Raw genomic sequence first — 15,926 nt, 5'->3', positions numbered from 1 at the left:
CCTAAAAACCTGGGGAAGGGGACCACCATGCCGCGTCACTACGTGCCAACCGCTGTCAGTTCACCACGCTTGCTCACCTGCGCCATTGGTGTAGCGCTCACCGCGACCTCCGCCGGGCACCTGGCATTTGCCGCCGATGCCGAGCCTGCCAAGGACGGTGCCATCGCCCTGGATGCCACCAGCGTGACCGGCCAGGCCGAAACCGCCAGCACTGACTACAAGGTCGAACGCGCGTCTTCGCAGAAGTACACCGCGCCGCTGGTAGATATTCCGCGCACAGTGACGGTGGTCCCCCAGCAAGTGATCAAGGACACCAACGCCCTTAACCTGCAGGACGCCCTGCGTACCGTGCCGGGCATCACCATGGGTGCCGGCGAAGGTGGCAACCCGTCCGGCGACCGTCCGTTCATTCGCGGTTTCGACTCGCAGAGCTCGATGTACCTGGATGGCGTTCGCGACACCGGCTCGCAAACCCGGGAAATCTTCGCCATCGAATCGGTCGAAGTGGCCAAGGGCCCCAACTCGGCCATCGGTGGCCGCGGCGCAGCAGGCGGCACCATCAACCTGGTGAGCAAGCGCGCGCACTTGGGCAACTCCACCGATGGTGCCTTCACCTGGGGATCGGACCAGACCAAACGCTACACCTTCGATGGCAACTATCAGTTCCTCGACACCGCCGCGTTCCGCCTTAACCTGATGAGCCACGAAAGCAACGTCGCCGGCCGCGACGAGGTCAACTACGACCGTTGGGGCGTGGCACCGTCGCTGGTCTTCGGCCTGGGTACCGACACCCGCCTGAGCCTGGACTACTACCACATGGAGAGCGATGACCTGCCTGACTCGGGCATCCCCTACAGCCTGAAATCCGGCAGCTCCGCCAACCGCACTTCGGCCAACCCGGACAAACCGACCGATGGCGGTGACAGCGACAACTTCTACGGCCTGGTCGGCCGCGACTTCTATAAGAGCCGCGCCGACATCACCACCATCGCCCTCGAGCACGACCTGAGCGATGCGCTGACGATCAAGAACACCCTGCGCCATGGCAACACCCTGCAGGACTACATCTTCAGCCAGCCGGACGACAGCAAGGGCAACATCCTCAACGGTGAAGTCTGGCGCCGTCCGAACAACCGCGTGGCCAACACCCGCACCACCACCAACCAGACCGACCTGTTCGGCGAGGTCTACATCGGCGGCTTCAAGAACAACTTCTCGACCGGTATCGAACTGAGCCGCGAAGCCTCGGTCAAGACCGGCTACAACGTCACCGGCTTTGCCTCGGGCAACTGCAGCAGCGCCACCGGACAGATCTCCGGAGTCTGCACCTCGTTCACCGATCCGAACCCGAACGAAGCCTGGGATGGCACCGTTAGCCGCACTCTGGCTGGCGCCGACACCACCAGCAACACCCGCGCCATCTACCTGACCGACACCCTGGAACTGGACCCGGCCTGGTTGCTGACCATGGGCCTGCGTTACGACCACTTCGATACCAAGGCCAAAACCAAAATCGCCAGCGGCGCAACCAGCTTCAAGACCGAAGACACCAGCGAGTTCGTCACCGGCCAGCTGGGCCTGACCTGGAAGCCGGCCGAGAATGGTAGCGTGTACATTTCCTACGCGACTTCGGCGACCCCCGCCGGTGCATCGCTCGGTGAAGGCAGCGACGGCAATCCATTGCTGACCGCCACCACCACCAGTGACCTGAAGCCGGAAGAAACCACCAACTACGAAATCGGCACCAAGTGGAACCTGCTGGACGAACGCCTGGCCCTCACCGCAGCAATCTTCCGTACCGAAAAAGAGAACGCTCGTGTTCTGGTCAGCACCAACACTTACGAGAACGTCGGCAAGAGCCGGGTTGACGGTCTGGAACTGACCGCCACCGGCAAGCTGACCAACGACTGGCAGGTCTTCGCCGGCTACACCTACATGGATGCCAAGCTGATCGATGGGGGCAAGCAGAACGTCGGCGGCGTGTTTGTCGACAGCCCGAACAACGACAACCAGATGCCCAACACGCCGAACAACAGCCTGACCTTGTGGACTACCTACAACGTCACGCCGAAACTGACCGTCGGCGGCGGTGCCTTCTACGTCGATGACGTGTTCGGCAACGTCAACAACACCGTGATGGTCGATTCCTACTGGCGTTACGACGCTATGGCCAGCTACAAGCTGACCAAGAACGTCGACCTGCAGTTGAACGTACAAAACCTCACCAACGAGGTGTACTACGACAAAGCCTACGCTGCCCACTACGCCAACCAGGCCGCCGGGCGCACTGCCCTGCTGACCACCAGCTTCCACTTCTGAGTGAGCTGACTGGCAAGCCCCGTTCATTTAGGTGAACGGGGCTTTTGTGTATCAAGGCATAATGTGCGTCGCATTCGCATTTGCGACACGACAAGGTGATTGATGTGGTGAAGAAATCCCTGTTTCAACTGCACTGGTTCTTCGGTATTACCGCAGGCCTGGTGCTGGCACTGATGGGCATTACCGGTGCCATCTGGTCGTTCCAGGATGAGCTGCTGGAGCTGTTCAACCCTGATGTGCTCACCGTCGAAGTACGCCAGGAAGGCGTGCTGCCAATGCCCGAGCTGGTGCGCAGGATCGAGGCCGAACAGGGTGAGAAGGTCGCCATGCTCTGGGTCCAGGCCGACAACGACAAGGCGGCGCGGGTCTTCTTCACCCCTCCCCCGGGCGAACGCCGGGGCTTGATGCGCTATGCCGACCCTTACACCGGCAAGCTGCAGGGCGACGTCGCCGGCCAGGGCTTTTTCGACCTGATGCTGCAACTGCACCGTTTTCTGGCCATGGGCGACACCGGCCGGCAGATCACCGGCGCCTGTACCTTGATGCTGATTTTCTTCTGCCTGTCCGGCCTGTATCTGCGCTGGCCGCGCAAGGCGCTGAACTGGCGGACCTGGCTGACCCTGGACTGGGCCAAGAAAGGCCGCGCCTTCAACTGGGACCTGCACGCCGTGGCCGGTACCTGGTGCCTGCTGTTCTACCTGCTGTTTGCCCTCACCGGCCTGTTCTGGAGCTACGAGTGGTACCGCGAAGGCCTGAACAAGCTGCTCGCCGACAGCCCGGCCGCTGGCCAGCAACACAAGCGCGGCGAAGGCCGCGGCGGACGTCCTGGTGGTGGCGCAGGTAAAGACGCCAAGCCGCTGGTGGTCGACTACGACGCCGTCTGGGCCAGCCTGCAAGCTGCCGCCGGCCCCGGTATGAGCAGCTACAACCTGCGCCTGCCGCCAGCTGGCGGGCAACCGGCGATGATCTTTTATCTGCTTGAAGGCGCCGAACACGAGCGCGCCCTCAACACCCTCAACCTGGACCCGGCCACAGGCCAGGTGAAGAGCAACGAGCGCTATGCCGACAAGTCGTTCAAGGCGCAACTGCTGGCCAGCGTCTACGCCCTGCACGTGGGCAGCTACTTTGGCCTGACCGGGCGCATTGTGGTGACCATCGCCAGTCTGACCATGCCGCTGTTCTTCGTCACCGGCTGGCTGTTGTACCTCGATCGCCGCCGTAAAAAGCGCCAGGTGCGTGCCGCGCGAGGTAACTTCGCGCCGTTGAACGGGCAGGGCCACGGCTGGCTGGTGGGCTTTGCCAGCCAGAGCGGTTTTGCCGAGCAACTGGCTTGGCAAAGCGCCGGGCAACTGCAGGCTGCCGGCGTCGCGGTACAGGTCCGCCCCCTGGCTGAGCTGACCGAACAGGACCTCAACCAGGCTCGGCAAGCGCTGTTCGTCGTCAGTACCTTCGGCGACGGCGAAGCCCCCGACAGCGCTCGCGCTTTCGAGCGCAAGGTGCTTGGACAGCCTTGGGCGCTGGGCAACCTCAACTATGCCCTGCTGGCCCTGGGCGACCGCCAGTACCCGCACTTCTGCGGCTTTGCCCGGCGCTTGCAGGCCTGGCTCGGCGAACGCGGCGCCACCAGCGCCTTCGCCCCGGTTGAAGTCGACAGCGCTGACCCTGCGGCCCTGCAACACTGGCAACAACAGCTCGCACAACTGACTGGCAGCACGCCACCAGCGGCCTGGCAGGCACCCGAATTTGGCAACTGGACCTTGATCAGTCGCGAACTGATGAACCCGGGCAGTCAGGGTTCGGCGGTGTATCTGCTTGGCCTCAGGCCTGAGCAACCTGCGCAGTGGGAAGCTGGAGACCTGGTGGAGATCCTGCCGCGTAACAGCGCCCACAGTCTTGAGCAGTTTCTCAAGGGCCTGGGCCTTGATGGCGAAACACCCGTGCAGGTCGATGGCCTGCAAGAGAGTCTGTTGCAAGCCCTGGCCAGCCGGCAGTTGCCCAAGAGCCGTGAGCACCTGGTCGGCCTGCATGCGCAGGCATTGGTCGATGCATTGATCCCGCTGGCAGCACGGGAATACTCGATTGCCTCGATCGCCAGTGACGGCGTGCTGGAGCTGATCGTGCGCCAGGAACGCCACCCTGACGGCAGCCTCGGCCTGGGTTCAGGCTGGCTGACCGAGCATCTGTCTGTGGATAACAGTGTCAGCCTGCGCCTGCGCCGCAACAGTGGTTTCCACCTGCCGGCGCCGGCCACGCCGATGATCCTGATCGGCAACGGAACCGGGCTAGCCGGGCTGCGCAGCCTGCTCAAGGGCCGCATTGTGGCCGGCGAGCGGAGCAACTGGCTGCTGTTCGGTGAACGCAACCAGGCCTATGACTTCCTCTGTGGGGATGAACTGCAAGGCTGGCAGCGCAGCGGCGATCTGGCCCGGCTGGAGCTGGCCTTTTCCCGCGATCAGAGCCACAAGGTCTACGTGCAGGACCGCTTGCGCGAGCAGGCGACAGAACTGCGACGCTGGCTCGACCAGGGTGCATCGATCTATATCTGCGGCAGTTTGCAGGGCATGGCCAGTGGCGTTGATGAGGTACTTAACGAGGTGCTCGGGGCTGTCGAGGTTGAGCGGTTGATCGAGCTGGGGCGGTATCGGCGGGATGTGTACTAAGCCTTGAGGGCCTCATCGCGGGTCAAGCCCGCTCCTACAGGTTTGGTGTGGGAGCGGCTTGACCTGCGATGAGGGTCAATGCAGCTCGAAGGTATCGGCATCCAGGTTGGCCGGGAACCGCGTGCGATAGGCTGCCAGGTCTGCCGCACTGAGCACCACGGTAAACACCCCGTCCGCCTCGCCTGCACTGAGCAGGCTCTCGCCCTGAAAATCCAGCACCTGGCTGTCGCCGGTATAGGCAAAGCCCTTGCCGTCGGTGCCCACGCGGTTCACCGCGGCGACATAACACAGGTTCTCGATGCCCCGCGCCGGCAACAAGCGGTTCCAGTGCTGGCGGCGGGCGGCCGGCCAGTTGGCGGTGTACAACAGCAGGTCAGTGTCCTGGGCATCGCGGCTCCACACCGGGAAGCGCAGGTCGTAGCAGATCAGCGGCCGTACCCGCCAGCCCTTGAGCTCGAACTGCACCTGGCGTTCGCCCGGGGTGTAGTGCTTGTGCTCGCCGGCCATGCGAAACAGGTGGCGCTTGTCGTAGTACAGGATCTCGCCATCGGGGCGCGCCCACAGCAAGCGGTTGCGGTGGCTGCCGTCGGCAGCCTGGATGATCACGCTGCCGGTAACCACTGCATCAAGCTTCTTGGCCTGGCTCTTGAGCCACTTGTAGGTCGGGCCGTTCTCGGGCTCGGCGAGGCTTTCGGAGTCCATGGAAAAACCAGTGGTGAACATCTCCGGGAGGATGATCAGGTCGGCGCCACGAGCCTGTTCCAGCAGGCCTTCGAAATGCTCGTAGTTGGCCAGGCGGTCGTGCCAGGCCAGGCTGGTCTGCACCAACGCAATGTTCAGGTTGGGCAGGCTACTCAGATCGCGCATAGTTTTTCCGCTGCCTGACGCAGCGTCTCCTCGCGTTTGGCAAAGCACAGGCGCACCAGGCGCTGCGCGGGGATGGGTTGCTGATAGAACACCGACACCGGAATGGTCGCCACGCCATGCTCGCGGGTCAGCCACAGCGACATCTCGACGTCGTTCAAATCCGGGCGAATGTGCGAATAATCCACCAACTGGAAGTACGTGCCCGGGGTGGGCTTGAACTGAAAACGCGAAGAGCCCAGCAACTGGCAGAACAGGTCGCGCTTGGCCTGGTAAAAGGCCGGCAGCTCTTCGACATGCTCGGGGTGCGCGGCCATGAAATCGGCCAGCGCCCATTGCAGCGGGGTCACGCCGCAGAAGTTGACGTACTGGTGGACCTTGCGCAGCTCGGCGCTGAGCGCCGCTGGCGCCACCACATAACCGGTTTTCCAGCCAGTGACGTGGTAGGTCTTGCCGAACGAGCTGACCACGAATGCACGCTGATACAGCGCCTCGTGGGCCAATACGCTGGCGTGCTGTACACCGTCGAACACCAGGTGCTCGTAGACTTCGTCGCTGATCAGGTAGATATCGCGGTCGGCGATCAACAGCGCCAGCTTGTCCAGCTCATCTCGGCTGATCAAGGCGCCGCTAGGATTGTGCGGCGAGTTGAGGATGATCATCCGCGTACGCGGGCTGAGGGCGTCGGTGAGCTTCTGCCAGTCGATGGCAAACTCGCCGTCGCTCAGTTGCACATGCACGCAACGCCCGCCGGCCAGCTCTACCGAGGGCTCATAGCTGTCGTAACTGGGATCGAAGACGATGACCTCGTCGCCTGCGCGGATCACTGCATGGATGGCGCAGAAGATCGCTTCGGTGGCGCCCGGGGTGATGGTCACTTCATGCTCGGCGTCGACGCTAACGCCATAGCTGCGGGCGATCTTGTTCGCCACCTGCTGGCGCAAGGCCGGCAAGCCGGTCATGGGGCTGTACTGGTTGTGCCCGGCACTGACATGCCGGCCGACCGCATCGAGCAATGCTTGCGGGCCGTTGAAATCGGGGAAACCCTGGGACAGGTTCAAGGCGCCGGTTTGCGCGGCGAGCTGGGACATGGTGGTAAAGATGGTCGTGCCGACGTTCGGCAACTTGCTACTGATCATGGAGCCCTCTTTCCTGCAGCACTATCCGGCTCGAGGCGGCGCGGTCTGGGACCGAGCATAGCGGATTGATCAGTCAGGAAAAAGGTTGTTACGGTCGCAGGCCAATCGCCGGTCAAACCCGCTCCCGTAGGAGCGGGCTTGCCCCGCGATGCTTCTAGCGCTTGTCTTTACGCTTCTTCTCGGCTTTCTTGTGGTGCGACATCAAGCGACGCTTCTTGTTGACCTGGCGGTCGGTCAGCGTGTTCTTGTTGCCTTCGTACGGGTTGTCACTGCCCTTGTACTCGATGCGGATCGGCGTACCGACCAGCTTGAGCACGCGGCGGTAGGTGTTTTCCAGGTAGCGCGAGTAGGACTTGGGTACCTTCTCGACCTGGTTGCCGTGGATCACGATGATCGGCGGGTTGGCGCCACCGAGGTGGGCATAGCGCAGCTTGATCCGGCGGCTGTTGACCATCGGCGGCTGGTGCTCGCTGACCGCATCTTCGAGGATCTGGGTCAGGCGGCTGGTCGGCCAGCGGGTGACCGCCGACTTGAACGAGTTCTGCACCGACTGGTACAGGTTCCCCACGCCAGTGCCGTGCAGCGCCGAGATGAAGTGGATGTCGGCGAAGTCGACGAAGAACAGCCGGCGTTCCAGCTCGGTCTTCACGTAGTCGCGCTCGCTCGGCTGCATGCCGTCCCACTTGTTCAGGGCGATAACGATGGCGCGACCGGCTTCCAGGGCAAAGCCCAGCAGGTTCAGGTCATGGTCGACCACGCCTTCGCGGGCGTCCATGACGAAGATCACCACGTTGGCGTCCTTGATCGCCTGCAGGGTCTTGACCACGGAGAACTTCTCGACTTCTTCGTGGATCTTGCCGCGCTTGCGCACCCCGGCGGTGTCGATCAGGGTGTACTTCTCTTCGTTACGCTCGAAGGGAATGTAGATACTGTCGCGGGTGGTGCCGGGCTGGTCATAGACGATGACCCGTTCTTCACCGAGCATGCGGTTGACCAGGGTCGACTTGCCGACGTTAGGCCGGCCGATGATGGCGATCTTGATCCCGTCTTTTTCGCTCGGGCCTGGGATACGCACCGCTTCCTCGCCTTCAGCGACGTCGGTGTCGATCTCTTCCTCGTCCTTGTCCCGCGGGAAGTCGCTGAGTACAGCTTCCAGCAGGTTGTTGACGCCACGGCCCTGGGCGCCGGCAACACCAATGGCGTTACCCATGCCCAGTGGCGAAAATTCGGCGATGGCGGCCAGCGGATCGATGTTGTCGATCTTGTTGGCAACCAGGAACGAGCGTTTGTTGCGCTTGCGCAGGTGCTCGGAAATCATCTGGTCGGCGGCGGTCAGACCGGCGCGGGCATCGACCAGGAACAAGACCACATCGGCTTCTTCAATGGCCAGCAGCGACTGCTCGGCCATTTTCTCGTCCATGCCTTCCTCGTCACCGGAAATACCACCGGTGTCGACCAGGATGTAGGAACGGCCTTGCCAGCGCGCTTCACCGTACTGGCGGTCTCGGGTCAGCCCGGACAGGTCGCCGACAATAGCGTCGCGGGTCCTGGTCAGGCGGTTGAACATGGTGGATTTACCGACGTTCGGTCGGCCCACCAGGGCGATTACGGGAACCATTCGGCTCTCCACTTCATAAATTCGAAAAATACAAAGGCCGCTGCACTGCAGCGGCCGGAGTTCGAGCGGCACCCGAAGTGCCGCAGCCCGAGGCCGGCATGGCCTCAAGCATAGCCTCAGCGGATGGTCAGCGCCTCGAGCTTGCCGCTGTTGCCGTACACATAGATGGTGTCACCCACCACCAGCGGACGGGCGCGCAGGCCATCGCTGTCGATACGCTCACGACCGACGAAACGACCATCGACCTGGCTGAGCAGGTGCAGGTAGCCTTCCAGGTCACCCACCGCTACGTAGCTGGAGAACACTTCCGGCGCCGACAGCTGGCGGCGTGCCAGCGAATCGTTGCTCCACAGGGCGCTGGACGAGCGCTCGTCGATGCCTTCCACAGTGCCCGAAGCCAGGCTCACGTAGACGTTACCGAAGCCCTGGGCCACACCGGTGTAGCTGGAAGCATCACGCTGCCACAGCAACCGGCCGCTCTCCAGGTCCAGGCCGGCAACGCGGCCCTGGTAGCTGGAAACGTACAGGGTACCGCCGGACAGCAGCAGGCCGCCGTCGATATCCACAACCCGGTCAAGCTCCGAGCGACCTTGCGGGATGGCCACACGCTGCTCCCAGACCGGCGCGCCGTTCTGGGTGTCGAGGGCAACCACTTTACCGGTCGAAAGGCCAGCAACGGCCAGACGGTTGGTCACGATTGGTGCGCCAGTACCGCGCAGGGTCAGTACCGCCGGAGTGCTTTCGTAGATCCAGCGACGGTCGCCGGTGCTGGCGTCCAGGCCAATGACGCGGTCGTCCTGGGTCTGTACTACCACCACGTCACCGTTGGTCGCTGGTGGCGCCAGCACTTCACTGGTAACGCGCGAGCGCCAGCGCTCCTCACCGGTGCTGGCATCCAGGGCAATCACTTCGCCCTTGAGGGTGCCGAGCATGACCATGCCGTAACCGACGCCAACGGCACCGGACACTGGCAGTTCGAGGTCCTTCTTCCAGGCCACGTCGCCGTTGCTGCGATCCAGCGCCATCACCACGCCGGTAACATCGGCGGCGTAGATGCGGTCGTTTTCGATCGCCGGCACCAGCATGTTGAAGGTTTCGCCCTGACCGTCACCGATCGAACGGCTCCACTGCTTCTTCAGGACCACTTCTTCGGTGAACTTGGTGAGTTCGGCCGGTGGCAATTCCTTTTTGCTGTTGCTGCTGCAACCCACGGCCAGAAGGGCCAGGGTCAGCACTGCTGCATGTTTCCAACCGATCACGTCACGCATCCCCTTTGGCCAGGTCGTCGAGCTTGAGTTGCAGGCCACCGATCGCGGCGTCGTCAGACAGCGCAGCCTTGGCTTTTTCGTAAGCGGCATGGGCGTCGCCAGCGCGGCCCAGTTGCACCAGCAGGTCGCCCTTGAGCTCTTCGCGGCTGGCCAGGAACGCCTTGTCGGCATCGCCTTCGAGCAGCTTCAGCGCTTCGTCGACCTTTTTCTGCGCGGCCAGCACACGGGCCAGGCGCTGACGGGCGATTTCACCCAGGGTCGCGTCGGCCGGCTTGTCCATCACCAGCTTGAGCTCGGCCGCGGCGTCATCGAGCTTGCCGCTCTCGACGGCTACCTTGGCGACGAACAGGCTGGCGTACTGGGCATAGGCCGAGCCGCCGAATTCGTTCTTGAGTTTGCCGGACAGCTCGGCAACCTTGGCCGCGTCGGGCTCGCCGCTTGGCGTCAGGGTAGTCTCCAGCAGGGCCTGGTAAAGGTTCGAGGCGCCTTGCGACTGGTTGGTCTGGTATTTCTGCCAGGCTTGCCAGCCGAACACCACGACCAGCGCCAGCAGGCCACCGGTTACCAGCGGCTTGCCATTGCGGTCCCACCAGTCCTTCATCGCGACCAGTTGTTCATCATCGGTACTCGACACCCCAATACTCCTTTTCACCAAATCGGCTGTTGACTCGCCTCACGCCTGCGCGAGCGAGGCTTCCAGGTGCTCTGCCAGAGCATCCCAGGCAATGTTTTGTTGTTCGCCCTGACCGCGCAGGGGTTTGAAACCTACCACTTGTTGCGCCAGCTCGTCGTCCCCCAGGATCAAGGCGAACAGTGCGTTGCTCTTGTCGGCCTTCTTGAACTGGCTCTTGAAGCTGCCAGCACCGGCGTTGACCTGCAGGCGCAGGTTCGGCAGACGGTCACGCAGGCGCTCGCTCAGGGCCAGGCCGGCAAGCTCGGCCTGCTCGCCGAAGGCGCACAGGTAGACGTCGACCTGACGGTTGATCGACTCGGGTACCTGCTCGAGGGTTTCCAGCAGCAGGATCAGGCGCTCGATACCCATGGCGAAACCAACGCCCGGGGTCGGCTTGCCGCCCATCTGCTCGACCAGGCCGTCGTAGCGACCACCGGCACATACGGTGCCCTGGGAGCCGAGCTTGTCGGTCACCCATTCGAAAACGGTCTTGCTGTAGTAGTCAAGGCCGCGCACCAGCTTGGTGTTGATCACGAACGGGATGCCGGCGGCATCCAGGCGTGCCTTGAGGCCCTCGAAGTGCACGCGGGACTCTTCGTCCAGGTAGTCTTCGAGCTTCGGCGCATCGACCAGCACCGCCTGGGTATTGGCGTCCTTGCTGTCGAGGATGCGCAGCGGGTTGCTTTTCAGGCGGCGCTGACTGTCTTCGTCCAGGTGCTCCAGGCGCGCCGAGAGGAACTCGACCAGCGCGTCACGGTAGCGGGCCCGGGCTTCGCTGGTACCCAGGCTGTTGAGTTCGAGCTTGACCGCGTCGCGAATGCCCAACTGGCCCCAGAGGCGCCAGGTGAGCATGATCAGCTCGGCGTCGATATCCGGGCCGTCGAGGTTGAAGACTTCAACGCCAATCTGGTTGAACTGGCGATAACGGCCTTTCTGCGGGCGCTCGTGACGGAACATCTGGCCGATGTACCAGAGTTTCTGCACCTGGCCGCTGCCGGTGATGCCGTGCTCGAGCACGGCGCGCACGCAGGCGGCGGTGCCTTCCGGGCGCAAGGTCAGGGAGTCGCCGTTACGATCGTCGAAGGTGTACATCTCTTTTTCGACGATGTCGGTGACTTCGCCGATCGAGCGCTTGAACAGCTCGGTGAACTCGACGATCGGCGTGCGGATCTGGCGATAGCCATAGGTATCCAGCAGGCCGGCCACGGTGTTCTCGAAATAACGCCACAGCGGCGTCTGCTCGGGCAGGATGTCGTTCATGCCACGAATGGCTTGCAGCGATTTGCTCACGGAAAATCCCTTAACAATTCTGTGTCAGTCAGCCACGGGCGATCAGCGCCGCGTCGGCCTCGGCTTTTTCAGCCGCTTTCTGGCGGATGAGCTTTTCCAGCTCATCGACCAGGTTGTCATTGGTCAGCTTCTGCGCAGGCTTGCCGTCGATGTAGATCAGGTTCGGCGTGCCACCGGTGAGCCCCACATGGGCTTCCTTGGCCTCGCCCGGGCCGTTGACCACGCAACCGATCACGGCGACGTCCAGCGGTACCAGCAGGTCTTCCAGGCGCCCTTCCAGCTCGTTCATGGTCTTGACCACATCGAAGTTCTGCCGCGAGCAGCTCGGGCAGGCGATGAAGTTGATGCCACGCGAACGCAGGTGCAGGGACTTGAGGATGTCGTAGCCGACCTTGACCTCTTCGACCGGGTCAGCGGCCAGCGAAATGCGAATAGTATCGCCAATCCCGTCGGCAAGCAGCATACCGAGGCCCACCGCGGATTTCACCGTGCCCGAGCGCAGGCCGCCGGCTTCGGTGATGCCCAGGTGCAGCGGCTGGATGATCTGCTTGGCCAGCAGGCGGTAGGCTTCGACGGCCATGAACACGTCAGAGGCTTTAACGCTGACCTTGAAGTCCTGGAAATCCAGGCGGTCGAGGTGCTCGACATGACGCATGGCGGACTCGACCAGCGCCGCCGGGGTCGGCTCGCCGTACTTTTTCTGCAGATCTTTTTCCAGGGAACCGGCGTTGACGCCGATACGGATCGGAATACCGCGATCGCGGGCGGCATCGACCACCGCCCGAACGCGGTCTTCACGACCGATGTTGCCCGGGTTGATGCGCAGGCAGTCAACGCCCAGTTCGGCCACGCGCAAGGCGATGCGATAGTCGAAATGGATGTCGGCAACCAGCGGTACGCTGACCTGCTGCTTGATCTTGCCGAAGGCCTCGGCAGCGTCCATGTCCGGTACCGAGACGCGCACGATGTCGACGCCGGCATCGATCAGGCGGTTGATCTGCGCCACGGTCGCGGCCACGTCATTGGTGTCGGTGTTGGTCATGCTCTGGACCGCGATGGGAGCATCGCCGCCAACAGGCACATTACCTACCCAGATTTTCCGGGATTCGCGACGTTTGATCGGAGATTCGCCGTGCATGACTTATTGTCCCAACTTCAGGCGAGCGGTCTCGCCACTGGTGAACGGCGCAACGTCGACAGGCTGGCCGTTGTAGCTGACCTGCACGCCGCGGGCAAAGCCCAGGCGTACCGAAAACGGCGGCTTGCCGGTCAGGTCCAGGCTGTCGCCCTTGCGCTTGATGGCGCTGAACAGCAGCTTGCCGTTGCCGTCGGTGACCGAGGTCCAGCAATCGGCGTTGAATTGCATGTGCAGCTGGCCGCTACCGGCCGGGGCTGGAGCGGCGACAGCAGGTGCTGCTGGCGCTGCGCCAACCACTGCACTGTTGACCACGGGCGCCACCGGGGCTGGCGCTGGAGCCGGTACAACCGGCGCCACTGGCGTGGTCGCGGTGCTGGCGGCAGGCGCAGCAGGCGTGGCAGCAGGGCTGGCCGGTGCTTGTTCGGCAGGTGCGGCGGCCGGTTCTGCCGGGGCCTGCTCAAGGCTCAAGGCAGTGCTTTGCGGTTGCTGTCCAGCGGTCACAGCCTGGTCTTCAGGCTCGTCCAGCGGGTGAATCTGCGTGGTGCCGTCGGCGCTTTCGACTTCGACGTGCTCCAGGGCCATGTTGGCCAGGTCCTTGCCTCGCAGGCTGGTCTGGTCCTGCCACCAGAAGAAGCCACCACCGATCACCACCATCAGCAGCACCAGGCTGACGATACGCAGGATGTTGTGGGACAGACGCACCGGCTCTTCGATGCGGCCAAGGGCGTGAACGTCGCTGCCCTGGGCGTGTGTGCCGGTGCACTGGTCGAAAGCCTGCACCAGGGCAGCCTGGTCCATGTCCAGCAGCTTGGCATAGGCGCGTATGTAGCCACGGGCAAAGGTATGCCCCGGCAGCTTGTCGAAGGCGCCGGCTTCTAGATTGTTCAGGGAACTCACGGTGAGGTTGAGCTTGCGGGCCACTTCGGCCTGGGACCAGTCCCTGCTCTCGCGGGCCTGACGCAGGATTTCACCGGGATTTTCGCGAGTCGCTGCTGCTGCTTCGGGATGCGCCGCTTTCATCATTGCTCCGACAGGTATTGCTGATATTCCGGCGTACCGGGATAAAGTCGTTGTAATTGCAGGCCCAGTTCGCTGGCCTTGTTCCGTTCTTCGAAGACGCTGGCCAGGCGGCTGCCCAGCAGCAGGCTGCGGGCACTGTGGTCGCTCAGCTGGCTGAAACGATCGTAGTAGTCACGGGCCGGCACATAATGCCTGTCTTCGTAAGACAACTCAGCCATTTCCAGCAACGCGCGCGGCTGCTGCTGGTTGAGTCGCAAAGCTTTTACCAGGTATTCCTGCGCTTCGGCGCGCTGCCCCAGCCTGAGCGCGGTCAGGCCAAGGTTCTCGAACACCCGGGAGCGTTCAGGATACAGGGTATCGGCCGCCGCTTGGGCAAACATCTGCTGCGCCTGGGCGTATTGCCCACGAGCATAAAGGAAACTGCCGTAATTGTTGCGAATTCGGGTGTCGTCCGGGCGCCGGGCCAGGGCCTTGCGAAAGTGCGCCTCGGCCAGTTCCGGCTCGTCTTCGGCCTGAAACACCAAAGCCAGGGCCGCATGGGCTGCGGCATCCTGGCTATCGAGGTCGAGGGCTTTTTTCAGCGGCGCCTTGGCCTGCTCGGTCAAACCTTGTTGCAAATAACCCAGGCCCAACTGCACATAGGCTTGGCGTGCCTGCTCGCGACCTTCACGACTGCCCAGCGCGTCCGAACTCCCGCCGGACACGCAACCTGCAAGCAGGGCGAGCGCCAGGATCGACAGCGCGAAGCGCAGGGTCATGGAGGTCCTCTCTTCAGTTGCGCGCAGCGCTTTCTTGCACGTCACCGTCGGCATTCAACTGACGTACGGCGATATAGCGCTCGCTGCGGCGGGTGCGGTCCATCACCTGGCCGACCAGCTGGCCGCACGCCGCGTCGATGTCTTCACCACGGGTGGTGCGCACGGTAACGTTGTAGCCGGCGTGATGCAGGTGGTCCTGGAAACGACGGATGGCGTTGTTGCTCGGCCGCTCGTAACCGGAATGCGGGAACGGGTTGAACGGAATCAGGTTGATCTTGCACGGCACGTTCTTGAGCAACTCGGCCATTTCCACGGCGTGTTCGAGCTTGTCGTTGACGTCCTTGAGCAGGGTGTACTCAATGGTCAGCACGCGCTTTTCGCCCAGCTGCGACATGTAGTTCATGCAGGCTTCGAGTAGGACCTTGAGCGGGTACTTCTTGTTGAGCGGTACCAGCTCGTTGCGCAGCGCATCGTTCGGCGCGTGCAGCGAGAGGGCCAGGGAGACGTCGATGTGCTTGGCCAGCTCTTCGATCATCGGTACCACGCCGGAGGTGGACAGGGTCACCCGGCGCTTGGAAATACCGTAGCCGAGGTCGTCCATCATCAGGTGCATGGCGGCGACCACGTTGTCGAAGTTCAGCAGTGGCTCACCCATGCCCATCATCACCACGTTGGTGATGGCGCGGTCGATGGTGGCCGGCACGCTGCCGAACGACTTGTTGGCAATCCACACCTGGCCGATCACTTCGGCGGCGGTGAGGTTGCTGTTGAATCCTTGCTTGCCGGTGGAGCAGAAACTGCAGTCCAGGGCGCAACCGGCCTGGGACGAGACACACAGGGTGCCACGCTTGCCCTGGGGGATGTACACGGTCTCGACGCAGCTGCCGGACGCCACGCGCACCACCCATTTACGGGTGCCATCGCTGGAGATGTCCTCGCTGACCACTTCCGGACCGCGAATCTCGGCAACAGCCTTGAGCTTTTCGCGCAAGGCCTTGCCGACATTCGTCATGGCGTCGAAATCATCGACGCCAAAGTGGTGAATCCATTTCATTACCTGACCGGCACGGAAACGCTTCTCCCCGATAGAGTCGAAGAATTTTTCCATTTCCGGCTGGGTAAGCCCCAACAGGTTAGTTTTGCCAGTCGATGTCGTCATGGATTCACCCTCACCCGTAA

The 15,926-nt window shown here is 62.9% G+C and carries 12 protein-coding genes; 2 read left to right on the top strand and 10 right to left on the bottom strand.

Annotated elements, in window-relative coordinates; all coding sequences use genetic code 11:
• Window positions 1–27 precede the first annotated feature (27 nt).
• Together LOY54_RS04545 and LOY54_RS04540 are read left to right on the top strand one after the other, a co-directional pair.
• The gene (locus LOY54_RS04545; protein WP_045196234.1) at window positions 28–2,319 is read left to right on the top strand and encodes a TonB-dependent siderophore receptor; all 2,292 of its coding nucleotides are present in this window, start codon (window positions 28–30) and stop codon (window positions 2,317–2,319) included.
• A gap of 104 nt (window positions 2,320–2,423) precedes the next feature.
• Window positions 2,424–4,979 carry a sulfite reductase flavoprotein subunit alpha gene (locus tag LOY54_RS04540; protein WP_258609475.1) on the top strand — a complete coding sequence of 852 codons (2,556 nt, stop codon included), beginning with the start codon at window positions 2,424–2,426 and terminating at the stop codon, window positions 4,977–4,979.
• A 75-nt stretch (window positions 4,980–5,054) separates the two neighbouring features.
• Here the strand turns inward: LOY54_RS04540 and LOY54_RS04535 are convergent, their stop codons facing one another.
• The 10 genes from LOY54_RS04535 to rlmN form a co-directional block, all read right to left on the bottom strand.
• Window positions 5,055–5,846: an amidohydrolase gene (locus LOY54_RS04535; RefSeq protein WP_213602364.1), complete on the bottom strand. Its 792-nt coding sequence runs from the start codon at window positions 5,844–5,846 to the stop codon at window positions 5,055–5,057.
• Window positions 5,834–6,982 carry a pyridoxal phosphate-dependent aminotransferase gene (locus LOY54_RS04530; protein WP_258609467.1) on the bottom strand — a complete coding sequence of 383 codons (1,149 nt, stop codon included), beginning with the start codon at window positions 6,980–6,982 and terminating at the stop codon, window positions 5,834–5,836. Before LOY54_RS04530 ends, LOY54_RS04535 begins: the two co-directional genes overlap by 13 nt.
• Before the next feature lie 154 nt (window positions 6,983–7,136).
• On the bottom strand, window positions 7,137–8,600 hold the full coding sequence (der, locus tag LOY54_RS04525) for a ribosome biogenesis GTPase Der (RefSeq protein ID WP_045196227.1): 1,464 nt from the start codon (window positions 8,598–8,600) through the stop codon (window positions 7,137–7,139).
• Window positions 8,601–8,716: 116 nt separating this feature from the next.
• Window positions 8,717–9,868 (bottom strand): outer membrane protein assembly factor BamB, encoded by a 1,152-nt coding sequence (gene bamB, locus LOY54_RS04520; RefSeq protein ID WP_045196225.1) that lies wholly within the window; start codon window positions 9,866–9,868, stop codon window positions 8,717–8,719.
• Window positions 9,861–10,469, bottom strand: a complete 609-nt coding sequence (locus LOY54_RS04515; RefSeq protein WP_176470444.1) for a tetratricopeptide repeat protein — start codon at window positions 10,467–10,469, stop codon at window positions 9,861–9,863. The genes bamB and LOY54_RS04515 overlap by 8 nt, the downstream gene beginning before the upstream one ends.
• A 72-nt stretch (window positions 10,470–10,541) precedes the next feature.
• The gene (hisS, locus tag LOY54_RS04510) at window positions 10,542–11,831 is read right to left on the bottom strand and encodes a histidine--tRNA ligase (RefSeq protein ID WP_045196222.1); all 1,290 of its coding nucleotides are present in this window, start codon (window positions 11,829–11,831) and stop codon (window positions 10,542–10,544) included.
• 28 nt (window positions 11,832–11,859) lie between these two features.
• The gene (ispG, locus tag LOY54_RS04505) at window positions 11,860–12,969 is read right to left on the bottom strand and encodes a flavodoxin-dependent (E)-4-hydroxy-3-methylbut-2-enyl-diphosphate synthase (RefSeq protein WP_038997015.1); all 1,110 of its coding nucleotides are present in this window, start codon (window positions 12,967–12,969) and stop codon (window positions 11,860–11,862) included.
• A gap of 3 nt (window positions 12,970–12,972) precedes the next feature.
• Window positions 12,973–13,989: a RodZ family helix-turn-helix domain-containing protein gene (locus LOY54_RS04500; RefSeq protein ID WP_258609465.1), complete on the bottom strand. Its 1,017-nt coding sequence runs from the start codon at window positions 13,987–13,989 to the stop codon at window positions 12,973–12,975.
• Window positions 13,989–14,747 (bottom strand): type IV pilus biogenesis/stability protein PilW, encoded by a 759-nt coding sequence (gene pilW / locus LOY54_RS04495; RefSeq protein ID WP_045196217.1) that lies wholly within the window; start codon window positions 14,745–14,747, stop codon window positions 13,989–13,991. Before pilW ends, LOY54_RS04500 begins: the two co-directional genes overlap by 1 nt.
• 13 nt (window positions 14,748–14,760) lie before the next feature.
• Window positions 14,761–15,906, bottom strand: coding sequence for a 23S rRNA (adenine(2503)-C(2))-methyltransferase RlmN (gene rlmN / locus LOY54_RS04490; RefSeq protein WP_045196215.1), 1,146 nt, complete (start codon window positions 15,904–15,906; stop codon window positions 14,761–14,763).
• Window positions 15,907–15,926: the final 20 nt, after the last annotated feature.

This window comes from Pseudomonas sp. B21-032 (genome assembly GCF_024748965.1).
Lineage (GTDB): Bacteria > Pseudomonadota > Gammaproteobacteria > Pseudomonadales > Pseudomonadaceae > Aquipseudomonas.
Note: the sequence above shows the minus strand (reverse complement) of the source record. Positions and strands in the feature narration are given on the sequence as shown.

Bases quoted from the DNA above. Each gene is read 5' to 3' on its own strand.
- ispG (WP_038997015.1), bottom strand. From the start codon at position 12,969: ATGCACGGCGAATCTCCGATCAAACGTCGCGAATCCCGGAAAATCTGG.
- LOY54_RS04500 (WP_258609465.1), bottom strand. From the start codon at position 13,989: ATGAAAGCGGCGCATCCCGAAGCAGCAGCAGCGACTCGCGAAAATCCC.
- LOY54_RS04535 (WP_213602364.1), bottom strand. From the start codon at position 5,846: ATGCGCGATCTGAGTAGCCTGCCCAACCTGAACATTGCGTTGGTGCAG.
- LOY54_RS04515 (WP_176470444.1), bottom strand. From the start codon at position 10,469: ATGAAGGACTGGTGGGACCGCAATGGCAAGCCGCTGGTAACCGGTGGC.
- rlmN (WP_045196215.1), bottom strand. From the start codon at position 15,906: ATGACGACATCGACTGGCAAAACTAACCTGTTGGGGCTTACCCAGCCG.
- bamB (WP_045196225.1), bottom strand. From the start codon at position 9,868: ATGCGTGACGTGATCGGTTGGAAACATGCAGCAGTGCTGACCCTGGCC.
- pilW (WP_045196217.1), bottom strand. From the start codon at position 14,747: ATGACCCTGCGCTTCGCGCTGTCGATCCTGGCGCTCGCCCTGCTTGCA.
- der (WP_045196227.1), bottom strand. From the start codon at position 8,600: ATGGTTCCCGTAATCGCCCTGGTGGGCCGACCGAACGTCGGTAAATCC.
- LOY54_RS04545 (WP_045196234.1), top strand. From the start codon at position 28: ATGCCGCGTCACTACGTGCCAACCGCTGTCAGTTCACCACGCTTGCTC.
- LOY54_RS04530 (WP_258609467.1), bottom strand. From the start codon at position 6,982: ATGATCAGTAGCAAGTTGCCGAACGTCGGCACGACCATCTTTACCACC.